This is a genomic window from Achromobacter sp. ACM03, assembly GCF_014851665.1.
GTDB classification, from domain to species: domain Bacteria; phylum Pseudomonadota; class Gammaproteobacteria; order Burkholderiales; family Burkholderiaceae_B; genus Achromobacter; species Achromobacter aegrifaciens.
The window spans coordinates 955,751-972,837 of the sequence record NZ_JACVAD010000002.1; the positions used below are offsets into that span (position 1 = coordinate 955,751).

General features: G+C 64.5%; 16 protein-coding genes. 13 read left to right on the forward strand and 3 right to left on the reverse strand.

From position 1 onward, the window contains the following. Window positions 1-135 precede the first annotated feature (135 nt). Together IB257_RS12585 and IB257_RS12590 are read left to right on the forward strand one after the other, a co-directional pair. On the forward strand, window positions 136-717 hold the full coding sequence (locus tag IB257_RS12585) for an SMI1/KNR4 family protein (RefSeq protein ID WP_125472459.1): 582 nt from the start codon (window positions 136-138) through the stop codon (window positions 715-717). 1 nt (window position 718) lies between these two features. Then, window positions 719-1,735 carry a hypothetical protein gene (locus IB257_RS12590; protein ID WP_192492373.1) on the forward strand — a complete coding sequence of 339 codons (1,017 nt, stop codon included), beginning with the start codon at window positions 719-721 and terminating at the stop codon, window positions 1,733-1,735. 71 nt (window positions 1,736-1,806) lie between these two features. Here IB257_RS12590 and IB257_RS12595 read toward each other — a convergent pair whose 3' ends face one another. Next, window positions 1,807-3,015 carry a GGDEF domain-containing protein gene (locus tag IB257_RS12595; protein WP_192492374.1) on the reverse strand — a complete coding sequence of 403 codons (1,209 nt, stop codon included), beginning with the start codon at window positions 3,013-3,015 and terminating at the stop codon, window positions 1,807-1,809. A gap of 331 nt (window positions 3,016-3,346) precedes the next feature. Between IB257_RS12595 and IB257_RS12600 the strand changes: the two genes are divergently transcribed. Both IB257_RS12600 and IB257_RS12605 read left to right on the forward strand, forming a co-directional pair. Continuing rightward, window positions 3,347-4,522 (forward strand): MFS transporter, encoded by a 1,176-nt coding sequence (locus IB257_RS12600; RefSeq protein WP_192492375.1) that lies wholly within the window; start codon window positions 3,347-3,349, stop codon window positions 4,520-4,522. Window positions 4,523-4,669: 147 nt separating this feature from the next. Next, window positions 4,670-5,569, forward strand: coding sequence for an arginase family protein (locus IB257_RS12605; protein ID WP_192492376.1), 900 nt, complete (start codon window positions 4,670-4,672; stop codon window positions 5,567-5,569). A 61-nt stretch (window positions 5,570-5,630) separates the two neighbouring features. Here the strand turns inward: IB257_RS12605 and IB257_RS12610 are convergent, their stop codons facing one another. Further along, on the reverse strand, window positions 5,631-6,302 hold the full coding sequence (locus IB257_RS12610) for a lysozyme inhibitor LprI family protein (protein WP_175160400.1): 672 nt from the start codon (window positions 6,300-6,302) through the stop codon (window positions 5,631-5,633). 333 nt (window positions 6,303-6,635) lie between these two features. On the opposite strand from IB257_RS12610, the gene IB257_RS12615 reads away from it, so the two are divergent. The 5 genes from IB257_RS12615 (at window position 6,636) to fes (ending at window position 12,748) form a co-directional block, all read left to right on the forward strand. After that, window positions 6,636-8,810 carry a TonB-dependent siderophore receptor gene (locus tag IB257_RS12615; RefSeq protein ID WP_175180635.1) on the forward strand — a complete coding sequence of 725 codons (2,175 nt, stop codon included), beginning with the start codon at window positions 6,636-6,638 and terminating at the stop codon, window positions 8,808-8,810. Window positions 8,811-8,901: 91 nt separating this feature from the next. Further along, entirely contained in the window at window positions 8,902-9,189 is a 288-nt protein-coding gene (locus tag IB257_RS12620) for a hypothetical protein (protein ID WP_054451891.1), read from the forward strand. Continuing rightward, the gene (locus IB257_RS12625) at window positions 9,176-9,466 is read left to right on the forward strand and encodes a hypothetical protein (RefSeq protein ID WP_054451890.1); all 291 of its coding nucleotides are present in this window, start codon (window positions 9,176-9,178) and stop codon (window positions 9,464-9,466) included. Before IB257_RS12620 ends, IB257_RS12625 begins: the two co-directional genes overlap by 14 nt. Window positions 9,467-9,481: 15 nt before the next feature. Further along, entirely contained in the window at window positions 9,482-11,110 is a 1,629-nt protein-coding gene (locus IB257_RS12630; protein ID WP_192492377.1) for a PepSY domain-containing protein, read from the forward strand. A 42-nt stretch (window positions 11,111-11,152) separates the two neighbouring features. After that, window positions 11,153-12,748, forward strand: coding sequence for an enterochelin esterase (fes, locus tag IB257_RS12635; protein ID WP_225588889.1), 1,596 nt, complete (start codon window positions 11,153-11,155; stop codon window positions 12,746-12,748). Window positions 12,749-12,775: 27 nt separating this feature from the next. Here the strand turns inward: fes and IB257_RS12640 are convergent, their stop codons facing one another. Further along, entirely contained in the window at window positions 12,776-13,105 is a 330-nt protein-coding gene (locus IB257_RS12640; RefSeq protein WP_054451887.1) for a helix-turn-helix domain-containing protein, read from the reverse strand. A gap of 104 nt (window positions 13,106-13,209) precedes the next feature. On the opposite strand from IB257_RS12640, the gene IB257_RS12645 reads away from it, so the two are divergent. The 4 genes from IB257_RS12645 (at window position 13,210) to tssC (ending at window position 17,034) form a co-directional block, all read left to right on the forward strand. Next, window positions 13,210-13,914, forward strand: a complete 705-nt coding sequence (locus tag IB257_RS12645; RefSeq protein WP_054451886.1) for a glutathione S-transferase family protein — start codon at window positions 13,210-13,212, stop codon at window positions 13,912-13,914. Between the two features lie 162 nt (window positions 13,915-14,076). Then, a complete protein-coding gene (locus tag IB257_RS12650) occupies window positions 14,077-14,706 on the forward strand; it encodes a hypothetical protein (protein ID WP_119451862.1) in 630 nt (209 codons plus the stop codon). Between the two features lie 190 nt (window positions 14,707-14,896). After that, the gene (tssB, locus tag IB257_RS12655; RefSeq protein WP_054451884.1) at window positions 14,897-15,439 is read left to right on the forward strand and encodes a type VI secretion system contractile sheath small subunit; all 543 of its coding nucleotides are present in this window, start codon (window positions 14,897-14,899) and stop codon (window positions 15,437-15,439) included. A gap of 83 nt (window positions 15,440-15,522) precedes the next feature. Beyond that, window positions 15,523-17,034 (forward strand): type VI secretion system contractile sheath large subunit, encoded by a 1,512-nt coding sequence (gene tssC, locus IB257_RS12660; RefSeq protein WP_054451883.1) that lies wholly within the window; start codon window positions 15,523-15,525, stop codon window positions 17,032-17,034. Window positions 17,035-17,087 lie beyond the last annotated feature (53 nt).

Consider the following 17,087-nt stretch of genomic DNA (forward strand, 5'->3'; position numbering starts at 1 on the left):
TGGCGGCCAGGCAGGTCGAGGTGTGTGCGCAGGTCGTGGAAGCGCTTGCCGCCGCAATCAAAGATATAGTGGTGCGCTTTCAAGGCTCCCGCTTTCGCGGCGAACCAGGACTTTTCTTAGCTTCAGGATGCTTGCATGACCATGACCGCCGAACAGTTTCATCAACGCATGTGGGAAATCCTGGATCCCGTGGACACCGAACATTTCGAGGTCGTGGCCGCGCCCGCGCCCGATGCGGAGGCGATCGCCGGGCTGGAAGCCGCTGTAGGCTTCCCGCTGCCTTCGGCGTTTGCGGCCTTCTGCCAGCGTACCAACGGCCTGTGCGTGATGGCGCGCGAGGAAGTCTGGCCGCATGCGAAGGAATTCGAAGTCGGCCCCGCCTGGACTTTCTGGCGCGGCCTGGTGCTGTTGGGCATCGATGCGCCGGAGTTGCCCGAATGGGCCAGCATCTCGGCGCAGCAGCGCCAGCTTGCCGAGGCCGGTTTGCCCGGCATCCTGCCCGTGCTGAAGGTCGTGGGTGACGGCAGCCGGATCTGGGGCGTGGATCAGGCGGGGACGGTCGTGGCGATCGATGACCTGACCGATGTGGAGCCGCTGGCCGGCGACCTCACCGACCTCTACGCCGAGCAGATAGCCGATCTGCTGCAGCGCCAGCAGGATATGGCGCAGCGGCTGGCCGAACGCGCGGCGCGCAAGCAGCGCAAGCTGCCGGGGTAGCATGAGCGCAATGCTGCAAGTCACGGAAGAACCCCTGGCCGATGAGGACATCGTGCTGCTGCGCCGTGGCCGTCGCGGCAGATTCCTGACGGCCGTGTTCGCGGGGCTGATGTTCCTGCTGCTGGCGAGCAGCGCGATCATGTTCGTCGTGCTTGGCGCGTCCGATCGCAGCCTGCGCCGCGGCGCTGACGGCGTGGTGATCCTGTTGTGCACAGTGGCGATGACTTGCTTCGCGGTCTTTCTTGGACGCAGGTTGCTGCGCCTGCCGCAAGCCTGGCGCCGCTTCAATCGGGTGTTGAAGGGGCGTGTACCCAAGCAGATCGTTTCCGGACACCTGACGGGTTTTGGTCCGGCCGGGAGTCCCGGCATCTGCTACGTCTTCGGCGAACAGCGCGTGGACGTAGCTCTGCCGTTTTGGAACGAGATCGCCAGGGACACTCGAGAAGGTTTCCGGCCTGTGACGGCCGTGGCGCTGACGGACATACCCGTGCGCCTGCACTTGCTGACGCTGGACCCCGATGCGCCACCCGTGCTGTTGCTGGCCGAGTACCCGATGAGCGCGCAGGCCTGGAATTCGGTCGAGGAAGTCAGCAATGCCGACCGCGACGCCGTGCGCAAGGAAGAATTGAGCCTGCGCAAGTTCTTCTACGTGCTCGCCCTGGCCCCGCTGGTCGGCAGCCTGTTCCTGGGGCCCTTGATCCTGCTGGCCGCATTCTTCGTTCTCACGGGATTCGTGCTGGGCATGCGCAGCCCCAGGCTGAAGCGGGCCCGCTACAAGCACGGGGTACGCGGCTTGGTCGAGGAAGTCGTGACCTATCGCGTGCGCGCGTCCAACTCGAACATTTCCACGCTGGTTCACAACTATCGCATCGGGGGCGTGATGTACCGGGTCGAGCATTTAGGGCAAGCTGCCGCGCCGGGCCAGCGCGTTGCCTTCGAGTATCTCGACGGAACGGGCATCATGGGGCCGAGCGCCTTGTTCTTTCGAATCGAAGACGAGCCGGTCATGACGCTATGAGCGCGGCGCGCTGCCCGCCGCATTGAACCCTGCCGGGATCTCTGCGGGCGGCGCGGGCCGAGCCGGCGACTTCATGCCTGTGCGCAACACGCTTGAGTGCTTGCGTTGTCGCCAGGCGCGTGGCGGCCATGCCCGGCCTCGGCCGGCGCCATGCCCGCAACCGTGCAGTTCCGTCCTCGTCGCTTCGCCTCGTAAAGCAGGTCGTCTGCCCGTTTCAACGCGCTGGCGAAAGGTTCTCCTGCCTGCACGACGGTCACTCCCATGCTTGCGGTGAAGCAGGAATCTGGAACCTGTGGCGTCCAGCGCTGCGCCACGAAACTGGCACGGATCTCTTCGGCGATTGCGGTGGCGCTTTCCAGGCTTGCCGTGGGCAGCAGCAGCAGGAATTCTTCTCCTCCCAGCCGGGCCGCATGGATGCGGGTGTCCGCTATCGGCCTGAGCAGGGCGCCGAATCGGGCAAGCACCATGTCGCCAAACGCGTGGCCGAAGACATCGTTGATGCGCTTGAAGTTGTCGATATCGGCCATGATCAGCGCGGTCGGCGTTGCCGCATCCGAGAATGCGCGCCCGGAGGCAAGCAGACTATCGAGTCCTTGGCGGTTCAGCAGGCCCGTCAAGGCGTCGGTATGGGCGTGGCGACGGTACTTCTCTATGGCGTCGTAGCTCGTCGCGATGAAGACCGCGAAGGTCAGGACTATGCTCCCGAGCAGTCCGGTGTATTGGATCAGGATGCCCCAGACCGACGTTCTCCATTCGCCCGTTGAGAGCGGCGGAATCGGGGCGGCAATGTACAGGATGCACTGGCCCGTCAACACGAGGGAGATGAAGAGGAACGCGGCGGTGAGCACCCTGTCCGACGTGGTCACGGCATGCCTGGCGAAGGACAGCGTGGCCCGCCAGGTCACGAGCGCGCAACAGGCTTGCACGAAGAACGTTTCCAGCTTCGCACTGGCAAACAGCACTACCGAGACAACTACCATCGCCGTCGAGGCAAGCAGGACCGCAGCATCGAAGTAGGGGGGAACCTGGCTGCGCCTGCGGCTCTGGAGGGCGCGACAGGCGAGGATGACGCCGCCCAGAATGAAAGCATCCTCGACAACCTGTTTATATGGGGAAAGTGCGCTGGCCTGCACCAGCATGATGGCGTAGCCTGTGCCCAGGCTGGCCAGGGCGCAGCCCCACCGGAGCGTATTGAAGCCGATGAAGCGTGCAGCACAGAGTCCGATGGCGCACATCAGGATCGCTGCAGGCACGGACCATTCAAGAAGGGTTGCGGGCATGGACAGGCGAATACGTGGAACGGTACACAGTCGAGCGCATGCTCGGCCGACACAATTTGTATGGAAAAAGATTACAGTGTGTTGCAATGTATCGCCAGGACTCAACAGTCAAGGATTGTCAAGCGATGCGGCCAGCTTCGCCGGGAAGGGAAAGCCGGTATCTGCCGGACGTTGAACAGCTGGCGAGAGACGCGGCGGCTGTCAGCTGGCTGACAGGCGGGCGCGAGGGGCGCCAGCTACACTTCCGGCATCCCGCGCCAATGTCCGCCGGACCGGTCCCGTGCCATGTGGCAAGGCGGCGGACAGGCGGCCGGTCTCCCATTCTCCCGCCATGTCGCAACCCGATTCGTTCAATCTGAAGCAGCTCGCCGTGCCGGCGTTCGGCCCGTCGCTGCTCTATGGCATCAGCAACGGCGCCATTCTTCCCGTGATCGCGCTCACCGCCCGCGATCAAGGAGCGTCGATAGCCACCGCCGGCCTGATAGCCGCCCTCATCGGGGTTGGCTCGCTGCTTTCCAATATTCCGTCCGCGCTGATCACCCATCGCTTCGGCGAGAAGCGCGCCATGGCTGGCGCGGCGGTGTTGAGCGTGGTCGGCCTGCTGCTCGTGATTGGCGTGCCCAACCTCTGGGTGCTGGCGTTGGCCATGCTGATGCAAGGGTGCGCGCAGTCGGTGTTTCAGCTGGCGCGCCAGAGCTACATGATCGAGGTCGTGCCGCTGGCGTACAGGGCGCGCGCCCTGTCCACGCTCGGCGGTACGACGCGGATCGGTACTTTCTTCGGCCCGTTCGCGGGTGCGGCCCTGATTCATTTCGTGGGGCTGGATGGCGCCTATTGGATTGCCATCTGCGCCATGCTCGGCGCAGGACTCATCGCCATCAAGGCGCCTGACATCGAGCCTTCGGCGGGCGCGGGCGCGCCGCGCGCGCGCATGGGCGAGGTTGCGCGCGACCATCGCGGCGTGTACGCCACGCTCGGCGTGGGCGTGATGCTGATCAGCGCGCTGCGCGCGTCGCGCCAGGTGGTGATTCCCCTGTGGGCAGACCACCTGGGCCTCGACGCCGCCACCACTTCGCTCATCTACGGGCTGGTCGCCGCAGTCGATATGTCGGTGTTCTATCCGGCGGGCAAAGTGATGGACCAGCGCGGCCGCTTGTGGGTGGCATTGCCTTGCACGCTGCTGATGGGGCTGAGCCTGATGGCGATCCCGCTTACCGACGGGGTGGCGAGCTTCATCCTGGTGTCGGCGCTGCTGGGCTTCGGCAACGGCATCGGATCGGGCATCGTCATGACGTTGGGCGCCGACGCCGCCCCAGCGGGCGCGCGCACGCAGTTCCTTGGCATCTGGCGTTTCATGGCCGACCTTGGCTCAAGCGGCGGACCCGTGGCGCTGTCGGTGCTGACCGCCCTGGTGTCGCTCGGCGGCGCATCGTTCGGTGTTGGCACGCTGGGGCTGGTGGCGGCCGGCGTGTTCTGGCGCTGGCTGCCGCGCCGCGCGCAGGCTTGAGGGCCTTGCTCCTGGGCTCGCACGGGTCATGGGAGCCGCCCGCGTCTCCGTAGGGAAACGGAAGATACGGTGTCGGATTGAGCTTTCGCGCCGCAATTTGTAGTCTGGCATCATATTTTTTGCGGAATGGCCGCCCCGGAGGCGCTGATGCCGACTCTCTCCTATGCAATCCTCGAAGCCCCTTCCACGCTAGGCTTGGCGACCGACGGTGTGGAATGCCTGCCTGATCAGCTGCTGGCCTACGGCCTTGCTGAGCGCATCCATGCACGCCGCGCCGGGCGACTTGCCGTGCCTCCCAAGAATCCGACGCCGGATCCCGAGACCGGCACCCTGAACGCCAAGGCCATTGCGGCGTGGTCGCCCAAGCTTGCCGACGCGGTGGGCGCGCTGCTTGATGCGGGCGAGTTTCCGGTGCTGCTAGGCGGCGATTGCACAATCCTGCTGGGTTCCATGCTCGCGTTGCGCAGGCGCGGCCGTTACGGTCTGCTCTTCATCGACGGCAACGCGGACTTTTTCCAACCTGAGGCGGAACCCAACGGCGAAGGCGCTTCGATGGATCTTGCCTTCGTCACCGGCCATGGTCCGCCGTTATTGGCCGACATCGAAGGGCGCGGGCCGTTGGTCCGCCCTGAAGACGCTGTTGCGTTCGCGTATCGCGATCATGAGGACCAGGAAGAGTACGGCAGCCAGCCGCTCCCTGAAGCGCTCAAGACGCTTGATCTCCCGGCAGTGCGTTCGATGGGCATCGAGGCTGCTGCGCGGCAGGCAGTCGATCATCTGACGCGAGCAGAGCTGGATGGTTTCTTTATCCACCTCGACGCAGACTGTCTTGACGACGCCATCATGCCGGCCGTCGATTTCCGCGTGCCTGGCGGCTTGTCGTGGGAAGAGCTGACGGCCGCGCTGCGGATTGCCCTGTCGAGCGGCAAGGCCGTCGGCCTTGAGATCACTATCTACAATCCGCATCTTGATGAAGATGGCGGCGCCGGGCGTGGCCTGGCCGATTTGCTGGCCGCAGCCCTCGGAACGGCTGCGTCATCGGTGTAATCGTGGTGTCCGGCGGCACGCAGTCGCATCGAGTTTGCGTGCGGCTGCGGAATGCCTTTGATCAGCGCACCGCGAACCAGTCTCCCTCCAGGCTGCCGTTCATGCCGCAGAACGGCGGACCGAAGCCATCTTTCTCGACCCCGGCGGGCGGCGTTTCTCGCACCACCAGCACAGCGCCGCGGCGCGTCAGGTCCAGCGTCCACGGCGGCCCGTCCTGATAGGTGACGATGATGCTGTCGCCTACGGCGACAGCCTTGCCGCTCAGATCGCAGACCCAGCGGCCGTTGTAGGGCTGGGCCGAATTGGCGGCCACGAGCAGTTGGCCGTCGGCGCCGCGGGTGATTTCAATTTCACCTTCGACGTTCTTCCACTTGCCGACAAAGCCGGCAGGCGGCTGCGGATCGATGGACTTCAGAAAATTCAGGCGGTAGCGCATGCTGGTGCCGATCTCCTTGACCGGCGTGCTGCCCGAAAAGGGCTCGGCATAGATATTGTCCCGCACGCCCAGGAAATAACGTTGGTCGGCGGTCAGTGATTTGACTGCCTCGGCGTCGAGCTTGCCGCGCACCGCCTTGTACTGCTGCGCGATGGCCGCGTCCTGGTCGGCCAGCGCCGGGTGGGCGCAAATGGCTTTTTCGACCGGAGTCGCGGCCTTGGCGCAGTTGAAAGAGGGGGCTGCCACGGCGCTGCCTGCCACGGCCAACGATGCTGCAAGGACCAGATGACGGATCATCTTGTGTAGCTCTCCAGGGTTATATAAGCGTTCGATGGGCCTGTCGGCGCCGAGAGGACTGCGCAGTTTACCGGCGGGGACTGTGCTTGGGGACGCCGGGATGGCCTTGTCGCTTCTGCCAAGCGCGCCCGCGCTGGCGACTTCCAAACCGAGGCCGCAGAATTTTGCGTTGGGATGTCAATCAAAAAAATATAAGCCTTTGATTCTTATTGAATTGCGTGCCAATTCGAGCGGATTCTGGCTGCGGACTCCTGATTTCTTGGCGAACGGTGCTTTCTTAAATATATAATTCATCTGATAAGCATTCGCATTTAGATATCGGAACGATGAATTGTGGCCAAGAAAACTCAGTTGACTATCTCGCTGTGCGTCCAGTGCTTTAGCCCGGCAGTCGCGCTGTCCTTGATTCTTCCCGCCAGCGCCGCCGCCCAGAACGCGGCGCAAACCACGACGCTGCAGCCCGTCACCGTGACCGCGGGTTCGGTCTCGGAGGAAGACTTGCCCGCGCCCTATGCCGGCGGGCAGGTGGCGCAGGGCGCACGCCTGGGCCTGATGGGCAATCAGGATGTGATGGACACGCCATTCAACGTCACCAGCTATACCTCCGAGCTGATCCAGAACCAGCAGGCGCGCACGTTGGCGGACGTGATGGCCAACGATCCTTCCGTGCGGTTCACGACGTCGAGCGGACACGCCTACGAGAATTTCCGCATCCGCGGCTTCGACGTCAACCAGAACGACGTGGCGATCAACGGCATGTATGGCCTGGCGCCCATGGGGCGCACGCCGCTGGAGTTCGTCGAGCGGGTGGAGGTGCTGAAAGGCCCGAACGCCTTGTTCAGCGGGATGGCGCCCAGCGGCGCGGTGGGCGGCACGATCAACCTGGTGCCCAAGCGGGCGGAAGACACGCCCAATGCCACCTTCGGCGTGAACTGGCAGGCCGACGGCCAGCTGGGCACGACCATCGATGCCGGCCGCCGTTTCGGCTCCGCCAATGAATGGGGCGCGCGCGTCAACGGTTCCTTCAGCGACGGCGCCACCACGCTGGACGGCCAATCCAGAAAACGCGAGTTCCTGTCCGCCGGCCTGGACTATCGCGGCAGCGCCCTGAGCGCGTCGATAGACGCCTACCATAGCCAGGAGTCGTTTTCGGGCGGCACGCCGGCCATGTTCTGGTTCGGCGGTTCGGTCGTGCCCGAAGCGCCCGATCCTCGCATCAACCAGTTCAGCACCGGCTATGGCAGCATCCAGAGCAACGCCGTCATGGCGCGGGCTGAATACCGCTTTAATGACAGCGTATCGGCCTTTGCCGGTGTGGGCAGGCGCGACAGCCATCAATCGGGCCTGATCAATGGCACCCACGCGCGGCAGATCGACGCCAATGGCAATTTCACCGGCTCCATCATCGGCCAGCGCGCCTACACGGATGCCACCTCGGCCGAGGGCGGGCTGCGCACGCGGTTCAACACGGGCAGCGTACGGCACGAGCTGGTGCTCCAGGCTTCCTTGCTGAAGCTGGAGGACGGGTCGGCCACCGGGCCGGCATCGACTTTCAAGTCGAATATCTACGACCCGATCACGCCGGTCATGCCTGCGGTGCCGGGCAGCGCGCCCAAGACGGCGGAGAACACGCTGTCCAGCCTGGCGCTGGTGGATACCATGTCCTTCTTCGACGACAAGCTGCTCCTGACCGGCGGCCTGCGCAACCAGCGCGTGAAGACGACGAACTTCGACAAGACCGGCAAGACGACGGCCCGCTATGACGAGGACGCCGTGACACCGGCTGTCGCCATCGTCGTCAAACCTTGGGGACCGGACGTCTCGCTGTATGCCAACTACGTGCAGGGCCTGAGCAAGGGCGATAGCGTCACGGACACCAGCGCCAGCAACTATGGCCAGGTGTTCGCGCCCTACAAGACCAAGCAGCAGGAGCTGGGCGTCAAGTGGAATGCCGGCACTTTCACCAATACCCTGGCATTCTTCCAGATAGACAAACCCATGCTGGTGACGGAGGGCTCTACGGCCAAGCCCACGTATGCGGACGGCGGCGAGAAGCGTGTCCGCGGCGTGGAGTGGAATACCTTCGGCGAGTTGGCTGCGGGCGTGCGCGTGCTGGGCGGCGTCACTTACACGCAAGGCACGCAGGTCAAGACCTCGTATGGCCGCTATGACGGCAATACCGCGGTGGGCGCGCCGCGCTGGCAGGCCAATGCCGGGCTGGAATGGGACACGCCGTGGGTGCCCGGCGTGACGCTGAGCGCGCGCGTGCAGGCGACTTCGAGCCAGTACGCGGATGCGGCCAACAAACTGCAGATCCCGGGCTGGGGCCAACTGGACCTGGGCGCCCGCTACGCCACGCAGATCAACGGCCGGGACGTCGTGTACCGGCTGAATGTCAACAACGTGTTCGACAAGCACTATTACGCCGGCAGTTTCAGCGACACGACGCCTATCGTGACGCTGGGGCCGGCGCGCACCGTAACCGCCTCCGCCAGCATCAGTTTCTGAATGCGGGATGTTTTGCCGGTCCCTGTTCCGGACAGTCGATTCGGAGCAGGGATTGGCAGGCAGGTCTCGGGCAATTCATCCTGGGGTGACCATGGAAGTCCTGATTCTTTTCAGCCTGGCGAGCCTGTTCCTGGGCAGCTTCTGTATCTATCGCGCTTCGCCCAACCAGCGATGGGGCGCCACGTCCTGGCCGGTCCTGCCCGCCCGCGTCGCTGGCATTCTGCTGCTCGCGCTGGGCGGCTGGGGTTGCCTGCGCGCATTCTCTGCCGTCGCGGCCGTGTTCGTTTTCTGCACCGCCTTGATGTTGTTCTTCAGTCTCATGCCGTACCTGGGCGTACTGGCGGGCCTGCGCGGTAGCGATACGCATGAAGCCCGTTAAGCCCGCGCCGATCCGGCGCGACTGGATATCGAAGAGCCTGGCGGGCGCATTGCTCGGCTTCGCGCTGGCCATGGGCGCCAGCGCAACGCTGGCCGCATTGACTGCCGGCATTCCGTTGGCGACGCGTTCGCAGCTGGCCATGTGGCTGGTGCCGCCCGTCTGGCTCGGCGTCGCGAGTACCGTCTACTTTTTCGCCAGCGGCCTGCGCGCGTGGATCTGGCTGGGCGGAGCCTGCGTGCTGCTCTATGGCGGACTGCTTGTCGTCAAGGCGATCTGAAGGGAGTCCGCGATCATGAGAGCCGACTACATACGCATCTACAAATCCGTCCATACCTGGACGGGCATCCTGACAGGCATGGCGCTGTTCATCGCCTTCTACGCCGGTGCCCTGACCGTATTCAAAGAGCCGCTGACCCGTTGGGCTACGCCGCCCGCAGCCGTCGCGCCCGTGGCGCTGGAAGACGCGCCCGACCTTATCGCCAGAACCCTGCAAGCGCGGCCGGATGTGGCCAAGGGGTTCAGCATCCATCTGCAGGACGCCGAGCACGTGCCGGCCCGTATGTCCTGGGAAGTCCGTGACGGGCAGGCCGACGATCACGATGAATCGTCGATCCGCCACCATGTCGCCTATCTGGATGCGCGCGGCGAGCTGCGGTTGGAGGAGACCGCGCCCAGCGGGCTGATGCCGTTCATCGATGTGCTTCACCGCGTGGTGGGCCTGCCTGTCGACAGCGATCCCAACCGCTGGTTCATGGGCATCGTCGCATCGCTCTATGCAATTGCCCTGGTGTCGGGAGTGATCGTGCTGCTGCCGTCGCTGGTCAAGGACTTTTTCGCGTTGCGGGTCGGGAAGAACCTGAAGCGCATGTGGCTGGATGCGCATAACGTGGTGGGCATTGTTTCGCTGCCATTTCACATCGTCATGGCGCTGAGTTCCGTCGTGTTCGCGTTCCACGACGGAATCTACGATCTGCAGGACAAGCTCATGTACGAAGGCAAGCTGGAATCCGTCTTCCAGCGGTCCGGCGGCGGCGCGCCGGCTGGAGAGGTCCGGAATCCTGCAGACATGCTGACGCCGGCGGAACTGCTGGCCCAGGCGCGCGCCCTCGCCCCGGGCTTCGAGCCTTATGGGTTGCAGTATCAACAGGTCGCCAGCCCGCGCGCCATCGTACGCGTCTGGGGCAAGGACGACAGTGCGGTATCGCCGCGGGCGCGAGGCGGCTTCGTGGCGCTCGATCCCTACAGCGGGAAGGTGCTCAACCGCGACTATCTGCCGGGCGGACAGGACGCGCCCAACCTCTGGGTCAGCAGTTTCTTCGCGCTGCACATGGCTTCCTTCGGCGGCGCGGCAGTGCAGTGGCTTTATTTCCTGCTTGGACTGGCGGGCGCATGGCTGTTCTATAGCGGCAACCTGCTGTGGATAGAAACCCGCCGCAAGCGCGCCAACCGGCAGACGGGCGAGATTCCCGTGCAGCGCTTGGACACGCGGCTGATGGCGTCGGCGACAGTGGGCGTCTGCCTGGGATGCGTGTGTGGCATTTCGTTGATGATGGTCGCGTCCAAAGGGTTGAGCGGGCACGTCGGCGATCTGAATGCCTGGCTGCGGGCGCTGTACTACATGGCGTTCTTCGCCAGCCTGGCCTGGGCCTTCCTGCGCGGAGGCGCGGCGGCAGGGGTGCATCTGCTATGGGTCGCGGCAGCATTGACGCTGGCGATACCCGCGGCCTCGCTCGTGGGTGGGCTGTTTCCTGCCTCCGGGCTTTGGGCGCACACGTCGGCCGCGGCGCTGGCAGTGGACGCGACGGCCCTGGCGGCAGGGCTGGGATTTGCCTGGATGGCAAAGGCCAGCGCGCGCAGGATCGGACGGGGCGACGCGGACAGCGTATGGGCGCCCAGAAGGCTCGCCGCGCGCGAGGGATAGCGGACCGCCGCGAACGGGCCGTGAACAAACGAATGGATGAACATGCGTAAAAAGAACAGATTGGAATGGCGGGATTGGATGTCGTCGGCTGCGCTGGCGGTGTCGATGATAGGCGTGGCGCCGGGCATGGCCGCGGCGCAGTCCAGGCAGGGCGCCGTCACACCCGAGGCCCATGTGGACGAACGAATTTCGCTACAGAAGGGAGAGTTCCTCGCGGGCACCTGGGCCGCCGAATCCGGCGTGACCCTGGATCTTCTGGACAGCGCCGGGCAGCACGTACGCCGGCTGAGCGACGGCGAAAAGCCGGCCGGAGCCCTGATGCTGGTGGCGCCGGAAGATGGCCTCTACACCGTTCGCGCGCAGGGCCAGGGCCTGTTCCGCTGGGCCGTGACGGAACGCCTGCCCCTTGCGGAACAACGTGCGCCCGCGGCGGCGCTCGACAGCCCGCGCCTGACCGCGCTGGCGGCGACGCTGGCCGCGGGCGGCACGACGGATGCCTTTTGGGATGAGGTGGCGCAGCAAGGCACGCCGCTGGTCGAGGCCGTGGACGCCGGACATGACCGCGTCACATTCCTGTGGCGCGGCGCCGAACGCAATGTGCGCCTGTTCGGCGGGCCGTCGTCGGACCATGCTCAGTTGGCGCGGCTGGGCAACTCCGATGTCTGGCATGCCAGCTTCGTCGTCCCCAGGTCCACGCGCCTGTCATATCGCCTGGCGCCCGATGTGCCCGAGCTTCCAGGCTCCGGCATGGCGCGGCGCCGCGCGATCCTGGCCACGGCGCAGGCCGATCCGCACAATCCCAAGGCATACCCGGCGCGCGGCGTCGACGCGTACCAGACCTATTCCATGCTGGAACTGGCGGACGCGCCGCAGCAGCCCTGGGTCGAGCCCCGCGCGGGCGTGCGGCAGGGAACGGTGGAGACAATGGAGCTGCGCAGCGATCTCATGCGCAACACGCGCAAGATCCACCTGTACCGTCCTGCTGGCTGGCAGTCTGGCGCAGCGGACAATCACGTGCTGGTGCTGTTCGACGCCGGCGCCTATCTGGGCCGCGTGCCCACGCCCACCATTCTGGACAACATGATCGCCGCAGGCGTCATTCCTCCGACGGCGGCGCTGCTCATCGACAACCCTACGGCGGAATCCCGCAGCCAGGAGTTGCCGCCCAACCCGGACTTTGCGGACTTCCTGGCGAAAGAGCTGATGCCGTGGGCGCGCAAGCAAGGCATCAGCGCGCCTGCCGCGCGCACGGTCATCGGCGGTTCCAGTTACGGCGGATTGGCATCGGCCTATGCGGCGTTGCGCCACCCCGAAGTGTTCGGCAACGTGCTCAGCCAATCAGGTTCCTATTGGTGGTCGCCGGCGGGCGAGGAGGACCAGTGGCTGACGCGGCAATTCGTCGCGGTGCGCAAGCTGCCGGTGCGCTTCTTCCTTGGCGCCGGCCTGTTCGAGTCCGGACGCGGCGGCCAGCCGGGCATCCTGGAGACCAACCGGCATCTGCGGGATGTGCTGCGTGCCAAGGGCTATCTGGTTACGCACCGCGAGGTGGCGGGCGGACATGATTACCTGGTCTGGCGCGGGACCTTGTCGGATGGCCTGCAGGATCTGATCGGCACTGGCAAGCAGGGGGGCGGATAGTCCCGGCTTGAAAGCTGGCAGGCCTGCTCAGGAGGCGTCTTCGGACGCCTCGCCGTGCTCATCCCACCAGTCGCCCAGTGCATCCAGCAGCGGCACCAGCGTCTTTCCCGATGGCGTGAGCGCGTACTCCACGCGCCGCGGATAGCCATCGAAATCAGTGCGCTGGACGATCCCGGCCAACTCCAGCTTGCGCAGCTCCAGCGTCAGCATCCGATGCGAGATGGTCGGATTGTCGCGGCGCAGATCGCTGAAACGCTTGGTGCCTTCCTTGAGGTAATAGACCAGCAGCGTCGGCCATCTGCCGCTCAGTATCTGCATGACTTCCTCGATGGGGCAACGCGAAACCAGGTCTTTCATGGGCGGGTCATGGTGACAAAAATGTGCGTAATTTACTTAGCCTAGCAGATCCGTAGAATTCAATCCGCTGCGCAGCGTGACCCTCATCTACGGAGAAAGAAATCTTGGAACCCATTCTTGTTTATGGCTTTCCGCTGGGAAGTTCCATGGGGCTCGTCGCTGCGCTGGAGTGGCTGGGCAAACCCTATCGCCTGTGCCGCGTGGACATGCTGAGCGAAATGCGTCTGCCCTCCTATGCGCGGATCAACGCGCGCCACGAGACGCCTGCATTCGTCAGCGAACAGGGCGCGGTTTTCACGGAAACCATGGCGATTGCGCGCTGGATCGAAAACCGTGATGACGAGCGCAGGATCAGCTTTGACCCGCTGTCGCCGGAATCCGACCGCATGCACCAGTTCATGGCTTTTCTGAACACTGGTTTCACCGCCGCCTTCACCCCGCATTGGGTCGCCCTGGAAATGGATCCGCCTGATCCGGCCTTGCAGAAAACGCTGCGGGAGTGGGGGGCGCAACGCGTCATAGAACGCCATGACAAGCTCGAAGCGATGCTGGGCGAGACGCCGTTCCTGATGGGCGATCGTCCGACTCTGGCGGACGCCGTGCTGGTGGGCGTTGCGCGCTGGCTGGATTTCCATGAGGTCGCTGCCCAGTCCCGCTGGCCCAGGCTGGCGGCGCTGCGGCAGCGGCTGGAAAGCGACCCGGCGGTCAAATATGCGATCTCGTTGGAAGAGGGAGCAAGCCCCGGTTATCCGGGACTGTGCCAGGGCCATGTGCCGCTGGAAACGCTGATCGCGACGTATGGAAAGTAGACGGCCGGCCCCATCCGGCGCACGGGCGGCAATGCCCCGCCGCTGTCCGTGCGCCGTCCTCGGGTCTTTGCCCCAGTAAGACCAAAGTCCCATGCGCGGCCCGCGGACGGTAGCTATCCTGCGGGCTTGCTGCCAAGGGCAGAGCACAGGAAGGGGTGGCTCATGAGTCTGATTCTGGGTAGGACAATACTGGACAAGGTGGAGACAAATCGGGTGCGGAGCAAGCCGGAGACGCTGGGGCAGTTCTTTTCCAAACCCGCCCCGCCGGTAGGTTGGCGCATAGGCAAGCTGAGGCCAGGCCAGTCTCTCTTGCTCTGGTCGTACAACCTCCAGGGCTTGATGGTCTGGATGGATAGTGCCGGTCCCGGCAGCCTGGGGTCCGTTCCGGGCACAGAGCGTTACGTTTCGACCTTTTTCGAGTACCGGCGCGCGCCCGAGAACGCGACCCTGCATGGCGCGAAGAATGTGGCGAAAGTCTGCTATGCCGCCAGCGTCGGGCTGCTTGTGGCCGAATGCCGCCAGTTGGTGCACCGTGGGGAGTTTCTGCCGGCCAGCCACTTGAGAGCTCTGCGCGAGGCACGACCTGCGAGGGACATGGGCATGGCGCGCTCCTGCCTGCTCGTGACGAAGCGGGAACCTGTTGCCAATGCCGCAGCCGCCACTCCAGAGGCCAATGAATTCGTTTCCACCACGGGCAACCCGAAAGAAATTGTCGAGAAAATCCAGTGGATGTCAGCACAGCCCTCGGGAAATTTTCTGGCAAGGACACGCTCCCCCGCGAAGCCGGGCTGACGCGGGTCGGGCCCGCAGTTTCAAGGTTGCGCCTAAGTCATTTCTCATCCAAAAGCAGGATGGAAATTTCTGATAATTTCAAAATACTACGACTAAAGTCCGATGTGGCCCCCGAAGGCCGGCGCTATTGTTCGCACCAGCAAAGCGCAGCGCTCGCTGTGCGGTACGAGTGGTTTCTTCGGAGAGGGTCATGTCCAATAGCTTGCAGAAATGGGTGGGCCGCAACCGCCCGCCGCGGGTTCAGATCACGTATGACGTTGAAACCGGCGACGCGATCGAGAAGCGTGAATTGCCGATGGTGGTGGGCGTGCTGGCGGATCTTTCGGGTCAGCCGGCCACGCCGCTGCCCAAGCTGAAAGAGCGCCGCTTCGTCGAGATCGACCGCGACAATTTCGACGAAATCCTGGGCAAGATCCGCCCGCGCCTGGACCTGTCCGTGCCCGACACCGCCAAGGGCGAAGGCAATCTGCGCATTGAGCTGAACTTCGAGAAGTTCGCCGACTTCCATCCCGAATCCCTGGTCGAGCAGGTGCCGCGGCTGTCCAAGCTGCTGGAGGCGCGGCATCAACTGCGCGACCTGCTGGCCAAGCTGGACGGCAATGACGAGCTGGACTCCATCCTTGAGCGCATCGTGCGCAGCACCGAGGAGCTCAAGGCCGTCAAGAGCGAAGCGCAGGCTGGCGGGACGGCCGGCGATGTGGCCGAACCGGCCGCAACGGCGCCGTCGGCCTAACGCGGACAGCAACGTCAGCGCGCGCAGGGCAGGCCTGGCGCCGAAGCCGCGCGCGGGCAATTTCAATTCTCAGGGTGACGAACATGGCAAGCAAACAGACGGCCGATACGGCGGCGGTTGGAGGCAACGCAACGCAGGAAGCGGCGCAGGCGGGCGAACTCAGCCTGCTGGACCGCATCGTGCAGGAAGGCAATATGGCGGTGGAGCCGTCGCAGAATTCCTACGCGAAGAAACTGCTCGGGCAGCTGGCGTCCCAGATCCTGGACGAAGGCATGCGCACCAGCCCGGACAAGTCGGTGGTGGCGATGATCAATGAGCGCGTGGCGGAAATCGACCGTCTGCTGACGGATCAGCTGAATGCCATCATGCATGCGCCGGACTTCCAGGCGCTCGAAGCATCGTGGACCGGCTTGCACGATATGGTCCATGGCACCGAGACGAGCTCGCGGCTGAAGCTGCGGCTGTTGAACGTCAAGAAGAAGGAATTGCTGAAAGACCTGGAGTCGGCCGTCGATCACGACATGAGCCTGCTCTTCAAAAAGGTCTATGAAGACGAGTACGGCACGTTCGGCGGCAGTCCGTATTCCGTGCTGATAGGCGATTACGCATTTGGCCGGCATCCGCAGGATCTGGCGCTACTGGAACGCATCTCCAAGGTCGCGGCCGCCGCGCACGCGCCGTTCATCGCCTCTGCCGCGCCCAGCCTCTTCGACCTGAAATCGTACACGGACCTCGGCGTCACGCGCGATCTCTCCAAGGTCTTCGAAAGCGCCGAGCTCGCCATGTGGCGCAGCTTCCGCGAGTCGGAAGATTCCCGCTACGTGGCGCTGGTGCTGCCGTCTTATGCGGCGCGCCTGCCCTACGGCGCCAAGACCAAGCCGGTCGATACGTTCAACTTCGAAGAGGACGTCGACGGCTCGGATCACAGCAAGTATCTGTGGGCGAATTCCGCCTACCAGCTGGGTCTGCGCATCACCGACGCGTTCGCCAAGTACAGCTGGTCGACCGCGATCCGCGGGGTGGAAGGCGGTGGCAAGGTGGAGAGCATCGCCGCGCATGCCTACAAGACCGATGAAGGCGACATCGCGCTCAAGTGCCCGACGGAAGTGACGATCACGGACCGCCGCGAAAAGGAACTCAGCGACCTGGGGTTCATTGCGTTCGTGAACGCCAAGGGCTCGAACCAGGCCACGTTCTTCGGCAGCCAGACGGCAAACAAGCCCAAGGTCTACAACAAGGATGCCGCCAATGCCAATGCGCAGCTGTCATCACGCCTGCCGTTCGTGCTGGCCGCGTCGCGGTTTGCGCATTACATCAAGGTGATGATGCGCGACAAGGTGGGCAGCTTCCAGTCGCGTACGGACGTCGAGAACTATCTGAACAACTGGATTGCGGACTACGTGCTGATCAACCCCTCGGCCTCGCAGGAACAGAAGGCCAGCTATCCGCTGGGCGAGGCGCGCGTCGACGTCACGGAGGTGCCCGGAAAGCCCGGCGCGTACCGCGCCACCTGCTTCATCAAGCCTCATTTCCAGATGGAAGAGCTGACCGCGTCCATCCGCCTGGTGGCAGACCTGCCGGCCGCGGCTGCCTGAACTTTCGAACCGCGCGCCGCCAGCCGGCGGCGCGCGCCAACCGAATCCTCTTC